Source organism: Nocardia sp. NPDC051052 (assembly GCF_044456045.1).
Lineage (GTDB): Bacteria > Actinomycetota > Actinomycetes > Mycobacteriales > Mycobacteriaceae > Nocardia.
Window position 1 is genome coordinate 409,890 of sequence record NZ_JBITFL010000003.1, and the last position, 19,244, is coordinate 429,133.

Consider the following 19,244-nt stretch of genomic DNA (forward strand, 5'->3'; position numbering starts at 1 on the left):
TCCCAGGCGCGGTCGAGTCGCGAAACTGGTTGTGGCCGTTGATGTTCTGCTCTATCGGTAAGTCGGGGCGCCCGGCTGACCGGGGAACTGACCCTGCGCCACCTGCGGGCCGGGCGCCGCTGCGCTCGCCCTGCCCTGCTGGATACCGGAGACGAACAGCGCGCCGCACAGCACCAGGAAGGCCAGCGTGTGCAGCACCGCGCGGACGATGTTCCAACGCACCCAGGTGGATTCGAAGTCGGCGCGGACCGCGGCGAGGTCACCGATCTGCGACGGGTCACCCGCGGCGGCCAGCTGATCGTTGAGCGGCACGTTCAGTCCGGAGGTGACCGCGAAGGCGATGATGTTGATGGCCAGGCCGACACCGATCCAGATCAGCGTGGTGCGCTGGTCCTTCCCCAGGTGCAGCGCCGCCGCCAGAATCGAGAAGCCGACGGTGCCGATGAACCCGATCATGAACACCGGGTTGAGGATGACCACGTTGATCTTCTGCATCACGTCGATCATGGTGCGATCGTCGGTCTGATTCAGCGCGGGCATCACCGAGTTCGCGTAACCGTAGAAAAGGCCCGCGATCAGTCCGGTGGCCAGGGTGGCCGCGATCAAGGCGACCAGGCGTGCGGCGGTCATAATTCCTCCTGAGTGGAAACCCGACCGGAGCCCTCATCGCTCCGGTTCGATGGGTCTGAGTCAAGCCGGTTTCGACACGGCTCTCCATGGCCGAGACACTCGGCTGACTAAGCCATCGTCTACGGGAGGTCTACAGGTCCCGGTCGGAGATCAGGCCACTTTGGATAGCCAGGAAGGCCAGGCGCACGCGCTTCGCGTTCTGCGGCAGGTCCTCGACGCCGAACTTGGCGAACAGCGCGCGCAGGTGTGTCTTGATGGCGTCGACGCTGAGGAACAATTCCTCGGCGATCTGCTGATTGGAGGCGGGCGTCGCGAAGGCCGCGCCGTTCTTGTACGGGCGGCACAGCGCGATCAGCACCGCACGCTGAGTTTCGGTGAGCTGCCGGAAACTCGGCGGCACCGTGCCGCTGGAGACGCGGGTGATGTCGTCGGCGACGCCGCCGAAATCGTGGAAGGACACCCGCGAGGTGCCGACCCGGATGACGTCGCCCGCCATCAGCCTGCGCCTGCCGACCAGCCGGTCACCGTTGACGAAAGTGCCGTTGCGGGAAAGGCCGTCGTCGACGATGGTCCACTGCGCGCCGAGATACTCGATCGCGGCGTGCAGCCTGGACACCTCGGCGTCCCATGGCAGCGCGAGATCGGCCTGCGGCGAGCGACCGATCGTCACGCGCTCCTGATCAGCGGTGAGCATCAGTTCCTGCTGACGACCCGTGTCATCTTGGAATCGCAAAAATGATCCGACGAATCCAGTCACTGCGCCGATACCTCGCCTCTCCATACCGCCAGTGACCGTCGCACGTTTCCATGGTGCCGCGTCCTGGAACCACGAGCAAGATCGATCCGCGCGCCACTTCGAGCAGCGTGTCATCGCGCCGCGCGGTTATATCAGCCGCCTATGAGCCGCCGGACAAAGAGAAAACCGCCGCCCCGGCGTCGCACGATTCGCTGGGACGGCGGCTGAAAAATATGAAACTAACTCTTCGCGGCCTTGTTGTACGCATCGGTGATGTCGGCGGAGATACGTCCCCGTGCGGACACCTTGTGTCCATTCCGACGAGCCCACTCGCGAATTGCCGCACTTTGTTCCCGGTCGATCGAGACCCGGCTCTTCGGGGCGCCCGTCGCGGTCGCGGCGGCCTTCACCCGACGACGGCCACTCACTCGACGCGCGCTCGAAACCCACTCCTCCAGCCCGTCGCGCAGCTTCGCGGCATTTGCCGACGACAGGTCGATCTCGTACGAAACACCGTCGATCGCAAACTCGATGGTCTCGTCCGCGATGGACTCCCCATCGACATCGTCGATCAGGCTAACGGTGACCTTCTTTGCCATGAGATGAACGTCCTCTCGAAATCGTGCGACCCGCATACTAGGCCGATTACCCGAGGCAAGAATACCTCGAATTCCAAATTTTCCAAGACGGAGCCGAGATTTTGCAATCAGCCGGTCACCGAGTGACCGGTCGCACAATTGGGAACAGTATTGTTTCCCGGATTCCGAGACCCGTCAACGCCATCAACAGACGGTCGATTCCCATACCTGTACCGGTGGTCGGCGGCATGCCGTGCTCCATCGCGGCGAGGAAGTCCTCGTCCAACGCCATCGCTTCGTCGTCGCCTTGTGCGGCAAGTCGCGCTTGATCCACGAAGCGCTCCCGCTGGATCACCGGATCGACCAACTCCGAATAGCCAGTAGCCAACTCGAAGCCACGGACATAGAGGTCCCACTTCTCGGTGACGCCTGCCTTGGTCCGATGCTGTCTGGTGAGCGGTGAGGTCTCCACCGGGAAGTCGCGCACAAAAGTCGGCGCGTACAGCTTGTCGCCGTACTGGTGTTCCCACAGTTCCTCGACGAGTTTGCCGTGGCCGTAGCCCTTGCCGTCGGGAATTTCCAGACCGACCCGATCGGCGAGAGCGCGCAATTCCGCGACGGAAGTTTCCGGTGTCACGGAGACGCCGAGGGCGTCGGAGAGCGACGGGTACATCTCCACGGTCGCCCACTCGCCGCGCAGGTCGTATTCGGTGCCGTCGGCAAGTGTCACCACCTGGGTGCCGAACACCTCCTGGGCGACTTCCTGAACCAATTCCCGGGTCATCCGTGCCGAGTCGTCGTAGGTGCCGTACGCCTCGTACGTTTCCAGCATCGCGAACTCCGGGGAATGGGTGGAGTCCGAACCCTCGTTGCGGAAGTTGCGGTTGATCTCGAAGACCTGCTCCAGGCCGCCGACCACGCAGCGCTTCAGGAACAGCTCCGGCGCGATACGCAGGTAGAGATCGATATCGAGGGCATTGGAATGGGTGACGAACGGCCGGGCCGCCGCGCCGCCGTGCAGCGTCTGCAGCATCGGCGTCTCCACCTCGAGGAAGCCACGCCGTTCCAGCGCATTGCGCATGGCGCGCACCACCGAGATGCGGGTTCGTGCCATTTCCCTGGCCTCAGGACGCACGATCAGATCGACATAGCGCTGCCGGACCCGCGACTCCTCGTTCATCTCCTTGTGCGCCACCGGCAACGGACGCAGCGACTTGGCGGCCATGAACCAGGAATCGGCCATGACGCTCAATTCGCCGGTCCGCGACGAGATCACCTCGCCGTGCACGAAAACGAAGTCGCCGAGATCGACATCGGACTTCCAGGCCGCGAGCGCGTCGGCGCCGACACCGTTCAGGCTGATCATCGCCTGCAGCTTGGTGCCGTCCCCCTCCTGCAGCGTCGCGAAACACAGCTTGCCGGTATTTCGCATGAATATGACGCGACCAGCGACACCCGCCTGCAGCCCGGTCTGGGTGTCTTTGTCCAGATCCGGATATGCGGCGCGAATTTCGGCGAGGGTATGCGTGCGCGGCACGACGACGGGATAGGCGTCACCGCCGTCCGCGAGCAGCCGCTCCCGCTTCTCCTTGCGAATCCGTATCTGCTCCGGGGCGTCGTCGGCGTCGGGCGCCACGGCAGGCCGCGAATCCGATGCGGGATCGCTGGACGAGGAAGTGTCGCTGGTGCTCACATCCAACAACCCTAGCGGGCACCGGAAATCGTTTTGCGGGCCGCCCGGCCTAGTTCACGGAGTAACGGGCCGGTCTCGGTTCCGGCCCGCGTTGGCCGCCGGATTTGTGCGGACCGGTATCACCGGAAATAGCGGGCATGCATCGATGGACACACGAAACCGCTTGTGCGCCCTGATGTTTCGAGATGGAAGCGATGTGTGAATAATTACAGCGAGGCGAGCGAGTCGACCTCACGGGCGAAGTGCGGCGCCCGGATTCCGATGTGTAGTAGACCCGCCGCCTTCAATGCGTGGAAGCCGCCGACCAGATCGGTCGCCCGGTGCAGCCCGAGTTGTTGCAGCGCGAACGCGGCGAGGCTGGAGGTATAGCCCTCGGAGCAGGCGACGATCCATTCCACATCGTGATCGGTGGCCAGCGCCAAGCGGGCCGAACTGGTCGGATCGAGCCGCCATTCCAGCACATTCCGCTCGATCACCAGGGCACCGGGCAACGCGCCCTCACGCACGCGCTGCGCCTGCGGCCTGATGTCCACCAGAATCGCGCCCCTGGCGAGGGCCTGCGGCAATTCGAACGCGTAGATCCGGCTGAGCTGGGCCCGCGCGTTGTCGAGCATCTGATCGATGGTCAATCGCGTCATTACATGTCACCTTCGGGCTGGTCGGTGAGAACGGTTCGGGTGCGCCGCAGGGTGCCGTGTCCGGTGACGTCGTAATAGGACATGGCGGTGAGCGGCGGAGAATAGGCGTGCACGCTGAGCGTTGGTTCGAGCAGTGCTGGATCGATCGACTCGCTGGTGCTGCCTGCCACGGACTGCGCCGGGGCACGCATTACATCGTGCACCCAGCCGATCGGAAAAGAGGCTTGATCGCCCGCGGCGAGTATCCGGCGGCGTAGTTCGGTTCCGTTCCAGCGGAATTCCGAAAGGGCACCGCTGAGCACCGTCAACGCGCCGAGCGAGCCTGCGTGGTCGTGCAGTTCGGTGGATTTTCCCGGCGTCCAGCTGATCAGCCAGACATCGACCTCGTCATCGGTGAGCAGGCGGGCCGCCCAGCGCTCGTCGGCCGGCCAAATGCCATTCGCCGGTAGTAGATGGTCGAAGCGTCCGGCCAGTACGTCCTCGGCGCCTTCGTCGGTCAACCGCAGTAAATCTGCGGGACGCAGGCGCGTCGGCAAGGCGGAGGCCACGGCACGCTCCACATGCGGCGTAGCCGAATAGGCGTCCCGGGCTGAGGAAAGGGAAAGAACGGAAGAACGCATGAGCGAATCTCCAGGAGGTAGCGAACGGTCGAGGGCGATGGTCAGCCTCGAACGGTCGAGGCTTGGTCAGCCTCGACAACACTCCTGGGTGCGCACGCGGAAATACACGTCGGTGAGTGTATCAGCATCGAGCGCGGTGCCGGCAAGTATCGAAGGGTGCGACAAATCCGACACCGCGAAAATCAGACGGTGCCCTTGCGGCGCTGGTTTCGCTCGTATACAAGGCGCAAGCCGGTCAGGGTGAGGTACGGGTCGTGGTCGTCGATGGTCTCCGATTCCGGCACGATCAGCGCCGCGCTCGGGCCGGTGGCGACCACCGCGACATCATTGCCGCCGAAAGCCTCGAACTCGTCGCGAATCCGGTCGATCAGCCCGTCCACCATCCCGGCGAAACCGAAAACCGCGCCGGACTGCATGCATTCCATGCTGTTCTTCCCGAGCACCGAACGCGGCCGGGCCAGCTCCACTCGGCGCAGCGCGCTGCGCTCGACCAGCGACTCCATCGAAATTTCCACGCCGGGCGCGATGATGCCGCCGAGGAACTCGCCTTTCGCGGAGACCATGTCGACACAGATCGCGGTGCCGAAATCGATAACGATGGCCGGCGACGAATAGTGCTGATAGGCCGCGAGGCAGTTCACGATCCGGTCCGCACCGACCTCTTTCGGGTTATCCACCAGCAGCGGAATACCGGTCCGCACACCCGGCTCGACCAGTACGTGCGGCACGTGACCCCAATACTGACTCAGCATGGTGCGCAGTTCACGCAGCACCGGCGGCACCGTGGCCAGCGCGGAAACGCCGATCACCTGGTCGAGCTGCGGGCCGATCAGGCCACGCACCTGCATGGCGAATTCGTCGGCGGTCAGCAGTGGATTGGTGTGGATTCGCCAGTGCCGCACCAGTTTCGAATGCGCGCCGCTACCCGAGAACAGGCCGAGCACGATACTGGTATTGCGGACATCGATGGTCAGCAGCATGTCAGGCGAGCGACAGCGAACGCGGCGAGGTGAGCCCGGAACCCGCCGGTGCGTGCGCCGGATCGGAGCCGAGTTCCACCGGACGATTGCGCTCGTCCACGAAAACGACCTTCGGGTCGTATTCCGCGATTTCCTGCTCGTTCAGCTGGGCATAGGCAATAAGAATCACCAAATCGCCGGGATGCACCAGATGCGCGGCGGCACCGTTGATGCCGATCACGCCGGAGCCGCGGGCACCCGCGATGACATAGGTCTCCAGCCGGGCGCCGTTGTCGATGTCGACGATGCAGACCTGCTCGCCTTCCAGCAGATCGGCGGCGTCGAGCAGGTCCTGGTCCACCGTCACCGAGCCGACGTAGTGCAGGTCGGCGTGGGTGACCGTGGCACGGTGGATCTTCGACTTCATCATGGTGCGCAGCATTGCGTCGCCCTTTCGTTGGTTCGTCGCCTATACAGGCTGGGAGGTCCGCTGGGCGGAGACGTTGGGATGGCCATCGATGGGCGCGCCGAGGGTGACGGCGACATTGTCGATCAGCCGGGTGGGGCCGACCCTGGCCGCCACCAGCAGCCGGGCATTGCCGGTCGACGGGGCGGGGCCGAGCGCGGCGGAGCGAAGTTCGAGGTAGTCGATGTCGACACCGGGCACCTCGGCGAGCACCTGGCGGGCCGCGGCGACCACCGCCTCCGGGCCGAGGCCGCCTGCGTGCTTGCCCGCGGCCAGCGCCGCCGACAGGCCGAGCGCCGATTCCCGCTGTGCCGCATCGAGAAACCGGTTCCGCGACGACATGGCCAGGCCGTCGTGCTCGCGCACGGTGGCCACCGGCTTGATGGTGACATCGAAGTTCAGGTCGCGGACCAGCTGCCTGATCAGCGTGAGTTGCTGGTAGTCCTTCTCGCCGAAGTACACCTCGGTGGGCCGCGCGATCTGCAGCAGCTTGGCGACCACGGTCAGCATGCCCGCGAAATGCGTTGGCCTGCTTGCCCCTTCGAGCTCGGCGCCGATCGGGCCCGGCTGCACGATGGTGCGCGGGCCGTCCGGGTACATATCGGCGACGCTCGGCGCGAACACCAGACCGACGCCCTCCGCGCGCAGCAGTTCCACGTCGGAGTCCAGGGTGCGCGGATATTTGTCGAGGTCCTCGTTCGCGCCGAACTGCAGCGGATTCACGAAGATCGAGACGATGACGACCTGGTTGTTCCGTTTGGCCGTGCGCACGATTTCCAGGTGGCCCTCGTGCAGCGCGCCCATCGTCGGCACCAGCGCGACGGTGCGGCCGACGCTGCGCAAGGCGTTGGACACCTGGGTGATCGCGGCGGGATCGTGGTGCACGGTGAGTTCACCGGGCTTATAAGCGCCACGCAATTTCGTATCGAACATCAGCGCCCCTTCAGCAGCTCGATGACGGCGGGATTGGTGCCTGCCCGTTCGGCGGTGCGCAGCGACAGCGCGCGGTAGCCCTCGGCCAGCCTGGGATCGACGGATTCCAGTGCGGTCAGGTGCGCGGCGACGGCGTCCGCGTCGCCGCGGGCCACCGGGCCGGTCAGCGCCGATTGGCCGCGCCGCAGGGCGTTGTCCAGCGCGGCGGAGGCCAGCGGCGCGAGCAATCGCTCGGCCAGCCCGTTCGGCTGATCGTCGACAATCTGCTGTCCGAGCAGGCCGGGGCCAGCCAGCGCGACCCGAAGGGCCGCAACGGCATCCACGATCAGTGTGACCAGATGATTGCTGCCGTGCGCGAGCGCCGCGTGATAGAGCGCGCGGTTCTGCTCGAGCACCCGGACCGGCTCGCCGCCCATCTCGATCACCAGCGCCTGCGCGATGGCGTAACCGATCTCGTCGGCGGCGGTGATGCCGAAACACGCGTTACCCAGCCGAGTGAGGTCTTCGTCGTGGCCGGTGAAGGTCATCGCCGGATGAATGGCCAGTGGCATGGCGCCGATGTCGGCCAGCGGCGCGAGCACGCCGACACCGTTGGCGCCGGAGGTGTGCACGACGATCGTGCCGGGTCGGACCACCTGAGCGCTCGCCAGGCCGCGCGCGAGACCGGCGAGCTCGGTGTCGGGCACGGCGAGTAGCAGCAGCTCACTGCGGGCGGCCACGTCCTCGATCGGCATGATCTCGGAATCGGGCAGCCGGGTCTGCGCGCGGCGCACCGAGGCGTCGGAGATCGCGGAGACGCCGAACACCACGTGGCCGACGCGTTCGAGTGCCGCGCCGAGTGCGGAGCCGACGCGGCCCGCCGAAACGATGCCCACCGTCAGCCGGGCGGGCGCGAGATCGCCGCCCACCACCGATTGAGGATCGTTCGAAACGGGGTAGCCCGAAGCCGCGTCGTCGTCAGAATTCACGCTTCTCGAGGTCAACAGTGTCCTCTCGATTTCGTTCCAGTCCCGCCGAGCGGGTACCAGACGTACGCCATCGAGCGTATCGGCCCGATGTTTGCCAATGCCACGGCCCTGGGCAGTGATTTACAACGCAGTGTTGAATTGGCGACGTCCGCGGGTCCCTGCGTGGTTACGCTCCGCGACCGCCTCCGGGCCCCTCGCGCACACCGCGCGCTCGATTCACTTGTTACCCAGGCCGAACGTTCAGCGTCGGTCGCGGCTCTTCTCCTCCGATTGCAGGTTGGCCATGATCTCGGCGACCGAGAGCCTGCGCTCCGGCACGTCGGAATCCGCGTCGGCTTCGGCGCGACGCCGCCTGCGCGAGCTGGCGGTGCCGACCGTCGGGCCCTCGGTGGTCGGCCAAGCCGACGGGCGGGTCGACTGATAGGTGGGCTTGGGCGCCGGTCGCGGCGCCGGCGTCGGCTGGATGACCGGGCCCTCGGTGAAGGCGTCGGCCCAACCGGACGCGGACCGTTCCGAATCGTCGGTGCTGTCGGCGTCGGCCGCCTTGTCCACGTCGTCGTCGAGCGACACCGCGGCGGTCTCGGCGGTGACCGGATCGTCGAATGGGCTGGCGAAGAGCGGCGGCTCCGGATGGTCTGGCACGAACACCGGGGTCACACTGCTGCGCGGTTGCTGGTTCGACGGCACGGACCAGGGTCCGGCATTCGCGGAGCTATTGTTCGCCGGATCGCCGACCGTGCTGGTCAGCTCTTGAATCCGGGTCGCGTCGGCGCGCAGCGCGGGCCGATCCATCGGCAGATCGCCGTCGAAAAGCCGCTGCAGACTGGTCCGGAGCACCGTGAGCTCGGCGCGCAGCGCGGCCAATTCGGTCGCGTCGGCACCGACTTCCTCGCGCACCCGAGCCTCGACGCCGAGCTCGAATTCGCGCCGGGCGGTGACCTCTCGCTCGAGCTGCAACTCGTAAACCGTCTGCAGATCGCGAACCTTGGCCTTATCGATCGTCGCTTCCTTGCGATATCTCGTCGCAGCTAACGCGCCGATGACCGCCGCCCACAGGGCCGCAACCAAACCGATCCGGACGAACTGCAAGCTGTTGCTGAAGACCAGAAAAATACTGGCAACCAGCCCGAGCAAAATCAATACGCCGATGAACAATTTTCCCGCGTCGTCCCGCCGTCGACGGGAAGTGCTGGTACGGGAGGGTGAAACCATGCAAGCCAGGGTAGCTTGATCGACTCGTCGCGCCCACAACTCGGTTCGGCAATTCCGACCGCAATATTTGCTATGTGGTTGCCGGATCGTCGGTGGGGTCCTCAGGAGCCCGGCAGCAATACTCGAGCCACAGGGCCGCAGCTACCAAAGCCGCCCCCGCCAGCATCCCGACGATGGCGCCTGGGCTGTCGGCAGCTGCCGCGCCGAGCGCGCCCCGCTGCGGGAAGACCCAGCAGAGGAAACCGAGCCACACGCCCGCGGCGATCGAACCGACCTGCAGCGACGCCTTGGCCAGCGCCACCGCCCTGGCCGCGGTGATCGGATGCAGCTGATGCCTGCCGTCGCCGAGCTGGTTGTCGTTGACCCTGGCCCGGATCACGAACCCGAGCACCGCCTCGATGGCCGCGACCGGATACAGCGACGCACCCGCGTAGGTCGAGATCGGCGGAAAGCTGTTGTAGGCCAGCCTGGTCGCCACCCACGCGACGATGGCGGCGATCACCACGTTCGCCACCAGGTCCAGGATTCGAGTGGGTTTCAGCTGCACGACGCCGACCCTTCGGCGGCAGGCGCGAGCGACAGCTCGGTGCGCTGGACACCGGCGCGCTCGGCCGCCGGCAGTTCGTCGAGCAGGTCGGTGATCGCCTGGGCGCTGCCGTCGACCTCGAGCGTCGCGTCCGGTGCCACGTCCAGCCACGGGATCAGCACGAACGCGCGGCGATGCGCCTGGGGATGCGGCAGGGTCAATTCCGGGTCGGCACTGCGGACGGCCACCAGCTCGCCGTGCACGCGCTCCGCGCACCAGACCACGTCGACGTCGAGTGTCCGTGCGCCCCAGCGCACTTCGCGGACCCGATCGGCGGCCTGCTCGAGCCGCTGACCGGTGCGCAGCCAGTCGATACCGGCGAGCTCCGGATCATCGACCACGACAACGGCATTGAGGTAGTCGTCCTGTTCGACGCCGCCCCACGGCGGGGTCGAGTACACCGGCGACACGGCGACGACCCGGTCGCCGAAGCCGTCCACCACGCTGCGCAGATGTGCCAGCCGGTCCCCCATGTTGGAACCGATGGAGAGAACGGCGCGACTCACGACTCCGCCTCGCTGACGGTCGGCTCCGCCGTGCCTCGAGGCGCTGTGTCGATGGCTCGCTCGCTGCGCTCGCTCACGCGAGCTCCCCGCGGTGCCGCGAAGTGACCACGCGGACATCGGCGAAGGCATGCGGGATCGGCGCGGACGGCTTGTGCACGACCACCTCGACCGAGCTGATGCGCGGATCGGTCAGCACGTCATCGGCGATCTCGGAAACCACGGTCTCGATGAGGTTGCGCGGTGGGCCCTCGATGATGCGCACCGCGTTCCCGGCGAGCTCGCCGTAATGCACGGTGTCGGCCAGGTCGTCGGAGGCCGCGGCGGCCGCGAAGTCCACCCACACCGTCAGATCGACGACGAATTCCTGGCCGTCGCGGCGTTCGTGATCGAACACGCCGTGATGACCGAACGCCCGTAGACCGCGTAGCTCGATCCGGTCGCCGCCGCGCCGGCTCGACGAATTCTCCTGCGCCGCAACCTGGTCGGCGTCGGCGGGGGTTGGCATCATCGGTGTGCTCCTTGCGGCGAGCTCGGCATGGCGGTGCGATGCCCGGCGGCGGCCTGCCAGGCATCGGCAACGGTGATGGCGTCCAGCGAGGCGCGCACGTCGTGCACCCGCACGCCCCAGGCGCCGTGCATGGCGACGAGCGCCGAGATGGTCGCGGTCGCGGTCTCCCTGCCGTCCGGCGGGCGCGGGCCCGAGTCGTCGGCGAGCAGGGAACCGAGGAAGCGTTTGCGTGAGGCACCGATGAGGATGGGCAGTCCGTTGCCGATCAGCTCGGGCAGCGCGCCCAGCAACGCCCAGTTGTGTTCGGCGTTCTTGGCGAAGCCGAGGCCGGGGTCGAGGATCAGGCGAGACGGGTCGACACCGGCGGCCACAGCCAGCTCCACCTGGGTGGTCAGCTCGGCGAGCACCTCGGCGACCACGTCGTCGTAGTGGTCGGCCGGCCCGGTGTGCCGGTAGTCGGCGCCGGCGCGCCAGTGCATCAGGATCCACGGGACACCGGCGGCGGCAACGACTTTCACCATGTCGGGATCGGCACGGCCGCCGGACACGTCGTTCACCACCGAGACGCCCGCCGCGAGCGCGGCCTCGGCCACCCGCGCCCGCATGGTGTCGACGCTGGTCGGCACGCCCGCCGCGACCAAGCCACGGATTACCGGGACGACCCGATCCGCCTCGGTTTCGGGATCGATGCGCACCGCGCCCGGCCGGGTCGATTCCCCGCCGATGTCGACGATGTCGGCACCTGCCGCGTACAACTCGATGCCGTGCGCGATGGCCAGCTCGGGTTCGAGGTAGCGGCCGCCATCGGAGAACGAATCGCTGGTGACGTTGACGACCCCCATCACCACACAGGAGCGACCGCCACGCGCGAAGCTGCTCCCACCTGCGGTCATGTGATCCTCATTCACTTCCGAAGAATGAGATCGAGCGCCTCGGAGCGCGAGGACGGGCTCGACTGCAGCAGACCGCGCACCGCCGAGGTGGTGGTGCTCGCACCGGGCTTGCGGATGCCGCGCATTGCCATGCACAGGTGCTCTGCCTCGATCACCACGATGGCGCCGCGCGGGTCCAGCTTGCGCATCACCGCGTCGGCGATCTGACTGGTTAGGCGCTCCTGCACCTGCGGGCGCTTGGCGTACAGGTCGACCACGCGGGCCAGCTTGGACAGCCCGGTCACCCGGCCGTGCTTGCCGGGGATGTAGCCGACGTGCGCGACACCGTGAAACGACACCAGGTGATGTTCACAGGTGGAGTACATCGGGATGTCGCGGACCAGCACCAGTTCCTGGTGTCCCTCGTCGAACGTGGTGTTCAGCACCGCGTCCGGCTCGACGTAGAGCCCGGCGAACATCTCGCGATAGGCGCGGGCGACCCGGGCGGGTGTATCGAGCAGACCGGGCCGGTCGGGGTTCTCGCCGACCGCCAGCAACAGCTCGCGCACCGCGGCTTCGGCCCTGTCCTGGTCGAACGGGCGACCGGTTTCCAGAGCGGTGAGCTCCGGCCTGGTCACGCCGTTGCCGGAACCGTCTTCGTCAACATCGTCCGAATCGGCGAGCGCGTGGCCGCCGACGTGATTGTTGGCCGACAATCGAGGACACCTCCAAAATCTCGGGTCCCGGCAATTACTCGGCACCCCGCTGGTCGAGCCTAATCGTCACTGCTCACGGCGTGAGCAAGAGGCCCGGCGGCGGCGACTCGCGGAACCGGGAAGGTCGCGCGAGCGCCGCCGTACTTCAGTGCCGACCGTTGTTCGGTCCATCCCATTCGCCGTTGTCGCCCTCGCCGTTCGGGTTGGTGCGACCCGGCTCGTCGTAACCCGGATGATCGCCGTAGTTACCGCGTTCGTAGCCGCCGTCCTGCGGACCACCCTGCGGGCCCCACGGGGGCTGATAGCCCTGGTGCTGCTGCGGCTCGGTCCAGCCACTCGGCTGACCGGGCTGCTGCTGGTCGTCGCGCGGCGGCCAGCCGGGGGCCGACCAACCGGCGGGAGCGCCGTAATCCGGTCGCGAGCCGTGCGTGCCACCGCGCTGCGGGTAGCCGCCCTGGGCGGGGCCCTGCGGCCCGGGGTAGCCGGTCGCGGGCTGCGCCGGGTAACCGTGCTGCGGCTGGGCGTTGTAAGCGCCCTCGCCCGGGTAGCCGTTGGCGGGCTGGGCCACCCCGGCGGGCAGCGGCGCCGGGATCTGCTCCGGCGGCGGCCACGGCTCGCCGCGCTCCAGCGCGAGCTCGCCCGGGGTCTTCACCGGCGGCTTGTTCGAGGGCACGCGGTCGCCGAAGTCGTTGAACGCGGTGATCCTCGGCCGCTTCTGCACCGCGGCGAGCAGGGTTTCGAGTTCCTTGCGGTGCAAGGTCTCCTTCTCCAGCAGCGCCGTCGCCAGCACGTCGAGCACGTCGCGGTACTCGTTGAGAATGGCCCACGCCTCGGTGTGCGCGGCCTCGATCAGGTTGCGCACCTCCTCGTCGATGGCACCCGCGACCTCGTGCGAGTAATCCGAGGACTGACCCATCGAGCGGCCGAGGAACGGATCCCCGGCCTCCTGGCCGTAGCGCACCGCGCCGAGGCGCGAGCTCATGCCGTATTCGGTCACCATCGCGCGCGCGATCTTGGTGGCCTGGTCGATATCGGAGGACGCGCCGGTGGTCGGCTCGTGGAACACCAGTTCCTCGGCCGCGCGGCCGCCCATCGCCATCACCAGGCGGGCGATCATTTCCGAGCGGGTCATCAGGCCCTTGTCGTCCTCGGGCACCGTCATGGCGTGGCCGCCGGTGCGGCCGCGGGCCAGGATGGTCACCTTGTAGACGGGCTCGATATCGGGCATCGCCCAGGCCGCCAGGGTGTGGCCGCCCTCGTGGTAGGCGGTGATCTTCTTCTCGTGCTCGCTGATGATCCGGCTCTTGCGACGCGGGCCACCGACCACGCGGTCCACCGACTCCTCGAGCGAGTCGCCGGTGATGACGGCGCCGTTCTCGCGGGCGGTGAGCAGCGCGGCCTCGTTGATCACGTTGGCCAGGTCGGCGCCGGACATGCCGACGGTGCGCTTGGCCAGGCCGTCGAGGTCGGCGTCGGGCGAGATCGGCTTGCCCTGCGAGTGCACCCGCAGGATGGCGCGACGGCCGGCCAGGTCGGGGTTGCCGACCGGGATCTGCCGGTCGAACCGGCCGGGACGCAGCAGCGCGGGGTCGAGGATGTCGGGGCGGTTGGTCGCCGCGATCAGGATGACGCCGGTGCGGTCGCCGAAGCCGTCCATCTCGACGAGCAGCTGGTTCAGCGTCTGCTCACGCTCGTCGTGACCGCCGCCGAGGCCCGCGCCGCGCTGGCGGCCGACCGCGTCGATCTCGTCGACGAAGATGATGCACGGGCTGTTCTGCTTGGCCTGTTCGAACAGGTCACGCACGCGGGACGCGCCGACACCGACGAACATCTCGACGAAGTCCGAGCCGGAGATGGTGAAGAACGGCACCCCCGCCTCGCCGGCCACGGCGCGCGCGAGCAGCGTCTTACCGGTTCCCGGCGGGCCGTACAGCAGCACACCCTTCGGGATCTTCGCGCCGAGTGCCTGGTAGCGCACCGGATTCTGCAGGAAGTCCTTGATCTCGTAGAGCTCTTCGACCGCCTCGTCGGCACCCGCTACATCGCCGAACGTCGTCTTCGGCATGTCCTTGGACAGCTGTTTGGCCTTCGACTTGCCGAAGCCCATCATGCCGCCGCGACCACCGCCCTGCATGCGGGCCATGACGAAGACGAACAGGCCGAGCAGGATAATCATCGGCAGCACGAACAGCAGGATCTGAGTAAGCCAGCTGTCCTGCTTGACCACGGTGTTATAGGTCGCGCCGGAACTCTTCACGGCGTCGAAGACCTGTCCGGAACTCGCGCTGCCACCGGGATATTTGGCGATGATCTTGCTCTGGCCACCGGTCGCGTCGTTGCCGTTCTTCAGCTCGATGCGCAGTTGCTGTTCGCGATCATCGATCTGGACATTCTTGACGTTGCTCTTGTCGTTCAGCTGGCTCAATGCGACGGACGTATCGACGCTCTTCCAGCCGCGCGTGTCGTTGCCGAAATAGCTGAACGCATAGATCACGAGCAAAATGCCCGAAACTATGGCCAGGGTGCGAAACACAGTCTTGCGGTTCATAGAGCGTCGGCCGGTCCGGCCAGTCCTTTCCGGTGTCTCCGGTTTCGTGCTAGCGATGCGTCGGGCGCGTCCGGCTCCGGGAGGGTTCGGATGCGGACATGCCACGTTACCGCGTACGGTCTAGTCGATACATCGCGCAGTTCGGCTGCAGGTGCAGTTAAAGGGGTAAACGGTCAAGGGGCCTCGGTGGTTCCCGAAGACCCCGGCCCGGGTTACTCCAAGTGGTCACAATCATGGCATGTTCGGCCTATCGTGAGCGACGACACAACACCGCAGTGCGAGCGACGGGCACCGAGGCGGTAGCTTGCGTAATGAGTTGATGGCCCCGCGAGCACCGTAAACCCAACAGAGCGCAGGGGGTATGGACATAGTTGAGCTACGGACACCCACAGCGATAGTGCGTCACGGCCGCGGGCGATTGGTAGTGCTGCGCCCTGGCTCCGATGGCGAGCGGGTGCTCGACGTACCGGTCTCGGATCTGCTGAAGGTCCGCTTGAATCGCCGCGCCGACGACGCCGTTGTCATCGAGATATATCTGCGATACCCGACACCCGTGCTGACCGGCGTGCCCGCCGACCGCACCCCACTGCCCGTGCTCATCGCCGAGCACGACGTGCCCGCCGCGACCGAGATCGTCGACCGGATCAACGGCCAGATCCTGGCCACCCAGCGCATCGACGTGGCCGCCCCCGATCTGAATCCGCCCGCCCCCACCTGGGGTAAGTCCGGCCCGACCCGCGCCGACGTGGACCGCGCCGTGCGCCGGATGGCACCGCACCGTGAGGCGAAAACGGCGATCGCCGCGCTGCATCGATATGTCACGCCCGACGAATACGTGCTGGAGACCGCGATCGCCGTCGCGCACCGGCCGGCGGGCAGCGGCCCCGGCTTGCTTGCCGCGACGACCGGACGATTGCTGTTCATCTCGATCGGCACCGGCACCCGCTACGCGCACGAACTGCCCATCCCAGCGGTGCTGTGGGCCCGCAATACCGACGGCACGCCTGCCATGGCGGGCGAGATCGGCGCGGCCCGCAGCGAGGCGGGGATGGATGTACACGACGGCAACATCACCCTGCATTTCACCGGCAGCGATCGAGCCGACACCGAACGGGTCACCCTCGCGGTGAACTTCGCGGTCCGCCGCGATTCCGCCGACGGCGGTGCCGGCCCGGCCGACCCCGGTGTCGCCCAGCTGTATTCGGAGTGGGAGCTGCTGGTCGAGCGGCACTCGCTCGGCATGGTCGACGACGCCCAGTTCCAGCGCTACGGCCGCGGCATCCTCCGCTCGCTGCCCGACGGCGGCTAGCTGGCTCTGCCCGATGACGGTCGGCCCCTAGGGCTGCACCACCGGCGGCACGGTCAGACTGATCCGCCGCCACGGGCTGGTCGGGCGCATCCACAGGCGCAGCAGTTCCATCCGGCGGTCGACGCCGCCGTTCTTCAGTTCGGCGAGGTCTTCGCACGCCTGCCAGTAGGTCCAGCCGGTGAGGTAGGCGTCGCCGAACTGGCGCCAGTTGCGGTACTTGGCTTGCGCGATGGGCAGCGCCCTGGCCAGGTAGTCCCAGGCCAGATCGGCGTCGAGATAGCCGGCGGTGAAGGCCATCCGCGCGACCGCGACCACCCGGGCCAGGTCCCATGCGTGGATGTCGCTCGGCAGCGGGCGGGCGAGGTGATCGGTGAAACCGATCTTGATGGCCTGGGACCAGATGTCGTAGTCGCGGACCAGCGCCTCCGGGTTGTCCATGCCGCGGAACGAGCCGACCTGACGCAGGAACGCCCGGTGCCGATCGGCGCGCTCGCCGAACCGGTCCCGCTCGCTGGCATTGATCGAGGCCATCACCAGCGGATGCACCAGCGCGTACAGCGGCGCGTGCATGCCGTCCAGCAACTGCTCCATCGAGGCCTGCGCCTCGGTCGCGTCGGTGATGCCCCAGGCACCGGTGAGGGTGTCGATGGCGAGCTCGCGGCGGTCGCCGAGCGGATGCTCGCGCTCCGGGCCGAGCAGCAGCGCGTCGTGGAAGGCGTCCCAGCGCGCGGAGTAGAAGGCGCCGAGCGCCAGCGCCCGTAATTCGTCGTCGGCGACGGCGGCGCCGGACCAGTGGTCCTCTTCGCGCTGATCCAGCTCCTCGTACGGGAAGGTTGTCAACGTGGGTACACCGCGGGCAGGCATGGTTCCGATTGTTCACCATAGATCTTGGAAGAGCCTGTGTAATGGGACGAATTCTGCGTGTCCCCGCTGGCGCGCCGGAGTTTGCTCGGCCGTCTCCGATCGCCTCGGCCGGTCACGCGCGGCGGCCGGCGCGACGCGATTTTCGGACCGGGAGTTTTCTTGCCCTGCCGCATACCGTGCTCGAGAGCTACTGTGCTCGCATGAGTAGTAACATCACCCTCCTTCGCGGCCTGGAGCCTGCCCCTACCGAGCAGGAAATCTATGCTGCCGCACTGCAGTACGTGCGCACGGTCGGTGGTGTGTCCGGCCTGAGCTCCACGACCAAGGTGGCCGTCGACAAGGCCGTCACGGCCATCGCCGCGGCCACCACCCAGCTGCTGGCCGACCTACCCGATCGCCCGGTCGCCGCGCCGACGGAATCGCCGTTGCGCCGCGTCGCCGCGGGCGAGGCGACGACCGACTGATCGCGCACTGATTCAGGGCAGCGCGGCCACCCCGTAGGCGGCGACGCAGGCCAGCGCGACCTCCAGCGGCAGGCTGCGCTGCTCGATCGGATGGCCGAGCAGTTCCTCGATCCGCTGGATCCGGTAGCGGACCGTGTTCTTGTGCACCCCAAGCAGTTTCGCCGTGGCCTCGGGGCTGCGATGACTTTTCAGATAGGCGTGCAGCGTCCCGCGCAGCCGCGCCGCGTTCGGGTCCGATCCGGACAGCGTGCGCAATTCCCGGCCGATCAGGCCGCGCATCGCCGCGTCGTCGGCACCGGCCAGGTAGGCGATCTCCACCTCGCGATAACCGATGACCCGTGCCGTCGGCACCGGCCCACGCTCGGCCACCTGCCTGGCGGCCACCGCCTCCCGATGACTCTGCCGGAAGCCGGCGACCTGCCCGGCGGGCACGCCGAAGGCAATCCGGACCGGGGCTTCGACCAGTCCGGCGGCGATGCGTTCCAGCGCGCCGGGCTGCTGCTCGATGCGTGCCGCGTCGGCACCGGATAGGTCATCCAGCCCGGCCCACGCCCACATGCCGCTCGACCCGGACGCGACGGTGAGCACCCGGCCGGTGCCGAGCCCGGCCGCCACTCGGGTCGCGACCCGTTCGAGCACACCGGCGACTTCGCCGTCGCCGCTGCCGGATTCGCTCTCGTCGGTCCACAACACGAAGGCGAGGTGGCGCTGGGTGAGTCGATAGCCGAGCCGGGCCGAGGCCTGGTCCAGGTCGAGCTCGTCACCGGCCAGCAGCGCACGCACGGTCTCGGTGCGCCGGTTGAGCGCGGCCCGCAGTACCCGTTCGCGCTCCTCCATGTAGGTGTCGGTGAGCAGTTCGACCGACATGCTGACCCACTTCGTCGCCCGCTCGAACATCCGCAGCAGCACCGCCCGCTCGATCTCCTGCGGCGCCTGCCGCTGATCGATGGCCTCGGTCATGTAGTCGAGCACCGCCTCCATGCCGACGTGATAGGTCCGCAGCAGCATGCGCAGTTCGAAGCCGCGCCGGGCCAGCGTGCGCGCGAACGCGTGCGCCTCGGCGGGCAGGGTGAAATCGAAAGTGTCGCTGGTGATTCCGCTCAGCATCACCCTGGCGTGGGCGCGGGTGCTCGCGGCGAGGTCGCGGCGCACGTCACGGTCGGCGAGCTCGGGAACGCTGGCGATGATCGCGCTGTCGAGCCGGTCCACGATCTGCTCGAGCGTCTCGGTCCGCATCGTCTCGTAGACGTACTCCGCCAGCCAGTCGCGGACCACTTCACTGTTGGGCCCGACACGGTCCGGTGATGCGGCAGTCACAGCGCCTCCGATTTGTTCTCTGAGCACAAATTCTGACGGCTCGATTGACAAACTGAGCCAAGAATCTCCCCTCACATTGTGCCACCATCATAGTTCAGCGGCCTACTCCGCGCGTGCATCG

At 67.4% G+C, this 19,244-nt stretch carries 21 protein-coding genes; 2 read left to right on the forward strand and 19 right to left on the reverse strand.

Translation table 11 applies throughout. The annotated features are described in order from the left end of the window. Positions 1-51 precede the first annotated feature (51 nt). The 17 genes from ACIBCN_RS12245 to ftsH form a co-directional block, all read right to left on the reverse strand. Positions 52-630, reverse strand: coding sequence for a DUF1772 domain-containing protein (locus ACIBCN_RS12245; protein WP_396991567.1), 579 nt, complete (start codon positions 628-630; stop codon positions 52-54). Between the two features lie 130 nt (positions 631-760). Next, on the reverse strand, positions 761-1,324 hold the full coding sequence (locus ACIBCN_RS12250) for an FHA domain-containing protein (protein ID WP_396991568.1): 564 nt from the start codon (positions 1,322-1,324) through the stop codon (positions 761-763). Positions 1,325-1,605: 281 nt separating this feature from the next. After that, positions 1,606-1,965 carry an Lsr2 family protein gene (locus tag ACIBCN_RS12255; RefSeq protein ID WP_396991883.1) on the reverse strand — a complete coding sequence of 120 codons (360 nt, stop codon included), beginning with the start codon at positions 1,963-1,965 and terminating at the stop codon, positions 1,606-1,608. 115 nt (positions 1,966-2,080) lie between these two features. Continuing rightward, positions 2,081-3,580 carry a lysine--tRNA ligase gene (lysS, locus tag ACIBCN_RS12260; protein WP_396991884.1) on the reverse strand — a complete coding sequence of 500 codons (1,500 nt, stop codon included), beginning with the start codon at positions 3,578-3,580 and terminating at the stop codon, positions 2,081-2,083. Between the two features lie 263 nt (positions 3,581-3,843). Continuing rightward, positions 3,844-4,266, reverse strand: a complete 423-nt coding sequence (locus tag ACIBCN_RS12265) for a rhodanese-like domain-containing protein (RefSeq protein ID WP_396991885.1) — start codon at positions 4,264-4,266, stop codon at positions 3,844-3,846. An 8-nt stretch (positions 4,267-4,274) separates the two neighbouring features. After that, positions 4,275-4,895: a cysteine dioxygenase gene (locus ACIBCN_RS12270; protein WP_396991569.1), complete on the reverse strand. Its 621-nt coding sequence runs from the start codon at positions 4,893-4,895 to the stop codon at positions 4,275-4,277. A 182-nt stretch (positions 4,896-5,077) separates the two neighbouring features. Further along, positions 5,078-5,875 (reverse strand): type III pantothenate kinase, encoded by a 798-nt coding sequence (locus ACIBCN_RS12275; RefSeq protein WP_396991570.1) that lies wholly within the window; start codon positions 5,873-5,875, stop codon positions 5,078-5,080. 1 nt (position 5,876) lies between these two features. After that, positions 5,877-6,296: an aspartate 1-decarboxylase gene (panD, locus tag ACIBCN_RS12280; protein WP_396991571.1), complete on the reverse strand. Its 420-nt coding sequence runs from the start codon at positions 6,294-6,296 to the stop codon at positions 5,877-5,879. Between the two features lie 27 nt (positions 6,297-6,323). Continuing rightward, a complete protein-coding gene (panC, locus tag ACIBCN_RS12285; RefSeq protein WP_396991572.1) occupies positions 6,324-7,253 on the reverse strand; it encodes a pantoate--beta-alanine ligase in 930 nt (309 codons plus the stop codon). Next, complete coding sequence (locus ACIBCN_RS12290; RefSeq protein WP_396991886.1) at positions 7,253-8,164, reverse strand: Rossmann-like and DUF2520 domain-containing protein; 912 nt, start codon at positions 8,162-8,164, stop codon at positions 7,253-7,255. Before ACIBCN_RS12290 ends, panC begins: the two co-directional genes overlap by 1 nt. 297 nt (positions 8,165-8,461) lie before the next feature. Further along, the gene (locus tag ACIBCN_RS12295; RefSeq protein WP_396991573.1) at positions 8,462-9,433 is read right to left on the reverse strand and encodes a DUF6779 domain-containing protein; all 972 of its coding nucleotides are present in this window, start codon (positions 9,431-9,433) and stop codon (positions 8,462-8,464) included. 70 nt (positions 9,434-9,503) lie between these two features. After that, positions 9,504-9,974 (reverse strand): DUF3180 domain-containing protein, encoded by a 471-nt coding sequence (locus ACIBCN_RS12300; protein ID WP_396991887.1) that lies wholly within the window; start codon positions 9,972-9,974, stop codon positions 9,504-9,506. Continuing rightward, positions 9,971-10,525: a 2-amino-4-hydroxy-6-hydroxymethyldihydropteridine diphosphokinase gene (folK, locus tag ACIBCN_RS12305; RefSeq protein WP_396991574.1), complete on the reverse strand. Its 555-nt coding sequence runs from the start codon at positions 10,523-10,525 to the stop codon at positions 9,971-9,973. The genes ACIBCN_RS12300 and folK overlap by 4 nt, the downstream gene beginning before the upstream one ends. Positions 10,526-10,598: 73 nt before the next feature. Then, entirely contained in the window at positions 10,599-11,030 is a 432-nt protein-coding gene (gene folB / locus ACIBCN_RS12310; protein ID WP_396991888.1) for a dihydroneopterin aldolase, read from the reverse strand. Further along, positions 11,030-11,926, reverse strand: a complete 897-nt coding sequence (folP, locus tag ACIBCN_RS12315) for a dihydropteroate synthase (protein ID WP_396991575.1) — start codon at positions 11,924-11,926, stop codon at positions 11,030-11,032. Before folP ends, folB begins: the two co-directional genes overlap by 1 nt. Positions 11,927-11,937: 11 nt before the next feature. Then, positions 11,938-12,543, reverse strand: coding sequence for a GTP cyclohydrolase I FolE (folE, locus tag ACIBCN_RS12320; protein WP_396991889.1), 606 nt, complete (start codon positions 12,541-12,543; stop codon positions 11,938-11,940). 223 nt (positions 12,544-12,766) lie between these two features. Next, complete coding sequence (gene ftsH / locus ACIBCN_RS12325; protein WP_396991576.1) at positions 12,767-15,169, reverse strand: ATP-dependent zinc metalloprotease FtsH; 2,403 nt, start codon at positions 15,167-15,169, stop codon at positions 12,767-12,769. 454 nt (positions 15,170-15,623) lie between these two features. Here ftsH and ACIBCN_RS12330 point away from each other — a divergent pair, with 454 nt between their 5' ends. Next, positions 15,624-16,478, forward strand: coding sequence for a hypothetical protein (locus ACIBCN_RS12330; RefSeq protein ID WP_396991577.1), 855 nt, complete (start codon positions 15,624-15,626; stop codon positions 16,476-16,478). A gap of 27 nt (positions 16,479-16,505) precedes the next feature. Here the strand turns inward: ACIBCN_RS12330 and ACIBCN_RS12335 are convergent, their stop codons facing one another. After that, positions 16,506-17,342 (reverse strand): DUF1266 domain-containing protein, encoded by an 837-nt coding sequence (locus tag ACIBCN_RS12335; protein ID WP_379281960.1) that lies wholly within the window; start codon positions 17,340-17,342, stop codon positions 16,506-16,508. Between the two features lie 200 nt (positions 17,343-17,542). Between ACIBCN_RS12335 and ACIBCN_RS12340 the strand changes: the two genes are divergently transcribed. Continuing rightward, the gene (locus ACIBCN_RS12340; protein ID WP_396991578.1) at positions 17,543-17,806 is read left to right on the forward strand and encodes a DUF2277 family protein; all 264 of its coding nucleotides are present in this window, start codon (positions 17,543-17,545) and stop codon (positions 17,804-17,806) included. Between the two features lie 12 nt (positions 17,807-17,818). Here the strand turns inward: ACIBCN_RS12340 and ACIBCN_RS12345 are convergent, their stop codons facing one another. After that, positions 17,819-19,123 (reverse strand): PucR family transcriptional regulator, encoded by a 1,305-nt coding sequence (locus ACIBCN_RS12345; protein WP_396991579.1) that lies wholly within the window; start codon positions 19,121-19,123, stop codon positions 17,819-17,821. Positions 19,124-19,244: the final 121 nt, after the last annotated feature.

Excerpts from the sequence above, each read along its gene's own strand:
- panC (WP_396991572.1), bottom strand. The coding sequence starts at position 7,253 with ATGTTCGATACGAAATTGCGTGGCGCTTATAAGCCCGGTGAACTCACC.
- ACIBCN_RS12295 (WP_396991573.1), bottom strand. The coding sequence starts at position 9,433 with ATGGTTTCACCCTCCCGTACCAGCACTTCCCGTCGACGGCGGGACGAC.
- folP (WP_396991575.1), bottom strand. The coding sequence starts at position 11,926 with ATGACCGCAGGTGGGAGCAGCTTCGCGCGTGGCGGTCGCTCCTGTGTG.
- ACIBCN_RS12270 (WP_396991569.1), bottom strand. The coding sequence starts at position 4,895 with ATGCGTTCTTCCGTTCTTTCCCTTTCCTCAGCCCGGGACGCCTATTCG.
- ACIBCN_RS12245 (WP_396991567.1), bottom strand. The coding sequence starts at position 630 with ATGACCGCCGCACGCCTGGTCGCCTTGATCGCGGCCACCCTGGCCACC.
- ACIBCN_RS12255 (WP_396991883.1), bottom strand. The coding sequence starts at position 1,965 with ATGGCAAAGAAGGTCACCGTTAGCCTGATCGACGATGTCGATGGGGAG.
- ftsH (WP_396991576.1), bottom strand. The coding sequence starts at position 15,169 with ATGAACCGCAAGACTGTGTTTCGCACCCTGGCCATAGTTTCGGGCATT.
- ACIBCN_RS12275 (WP_396991570.1), bottom strand. The coding sequence starts at position 5,875 with ATGCTGCTGACCATCGATGTCCGCAATACCAGTATCGTGCTCGGCCTG.
- ACIBCN_RS12340 (WP_396991578.1), top strand. The coding sequence starts at position 17,543 with ATGAGTAGTAACATCACCCTCCTTCGCGGCCTGGAGCCTGCCCCTACC.
- folB (WP_396991888.1), bottom strand. The coding sequence starts at position 11,030 with ATGCCAACCCCCGCCGACGCCGACCAGGTTGCGGCGCAGGAGAATTCG.
- ACIBCN_RS12335 (WP_379281960.1), bottom strand. The coding sequence starts at position 17,342 with ATGCCTGCCCGCGGTGTACCCACGTTGACAACCTTCCCGTACGAGGAG.
- panD (WP_396991571.1), bottom strand. The coding sequence starts at position 6,296 with ATGCTGCGCACCATGATGAAGTCGAAGATCCACCGTGCCACGGTCACC.
- ACIBCN_RS12250 (WP_396991568.1), bottom strand. The coding sequence starts at position 1,324 with ATGCTCACCGCTGATCAGGAGCGCGTGACGATCGGTCGCTCGCCGCAG.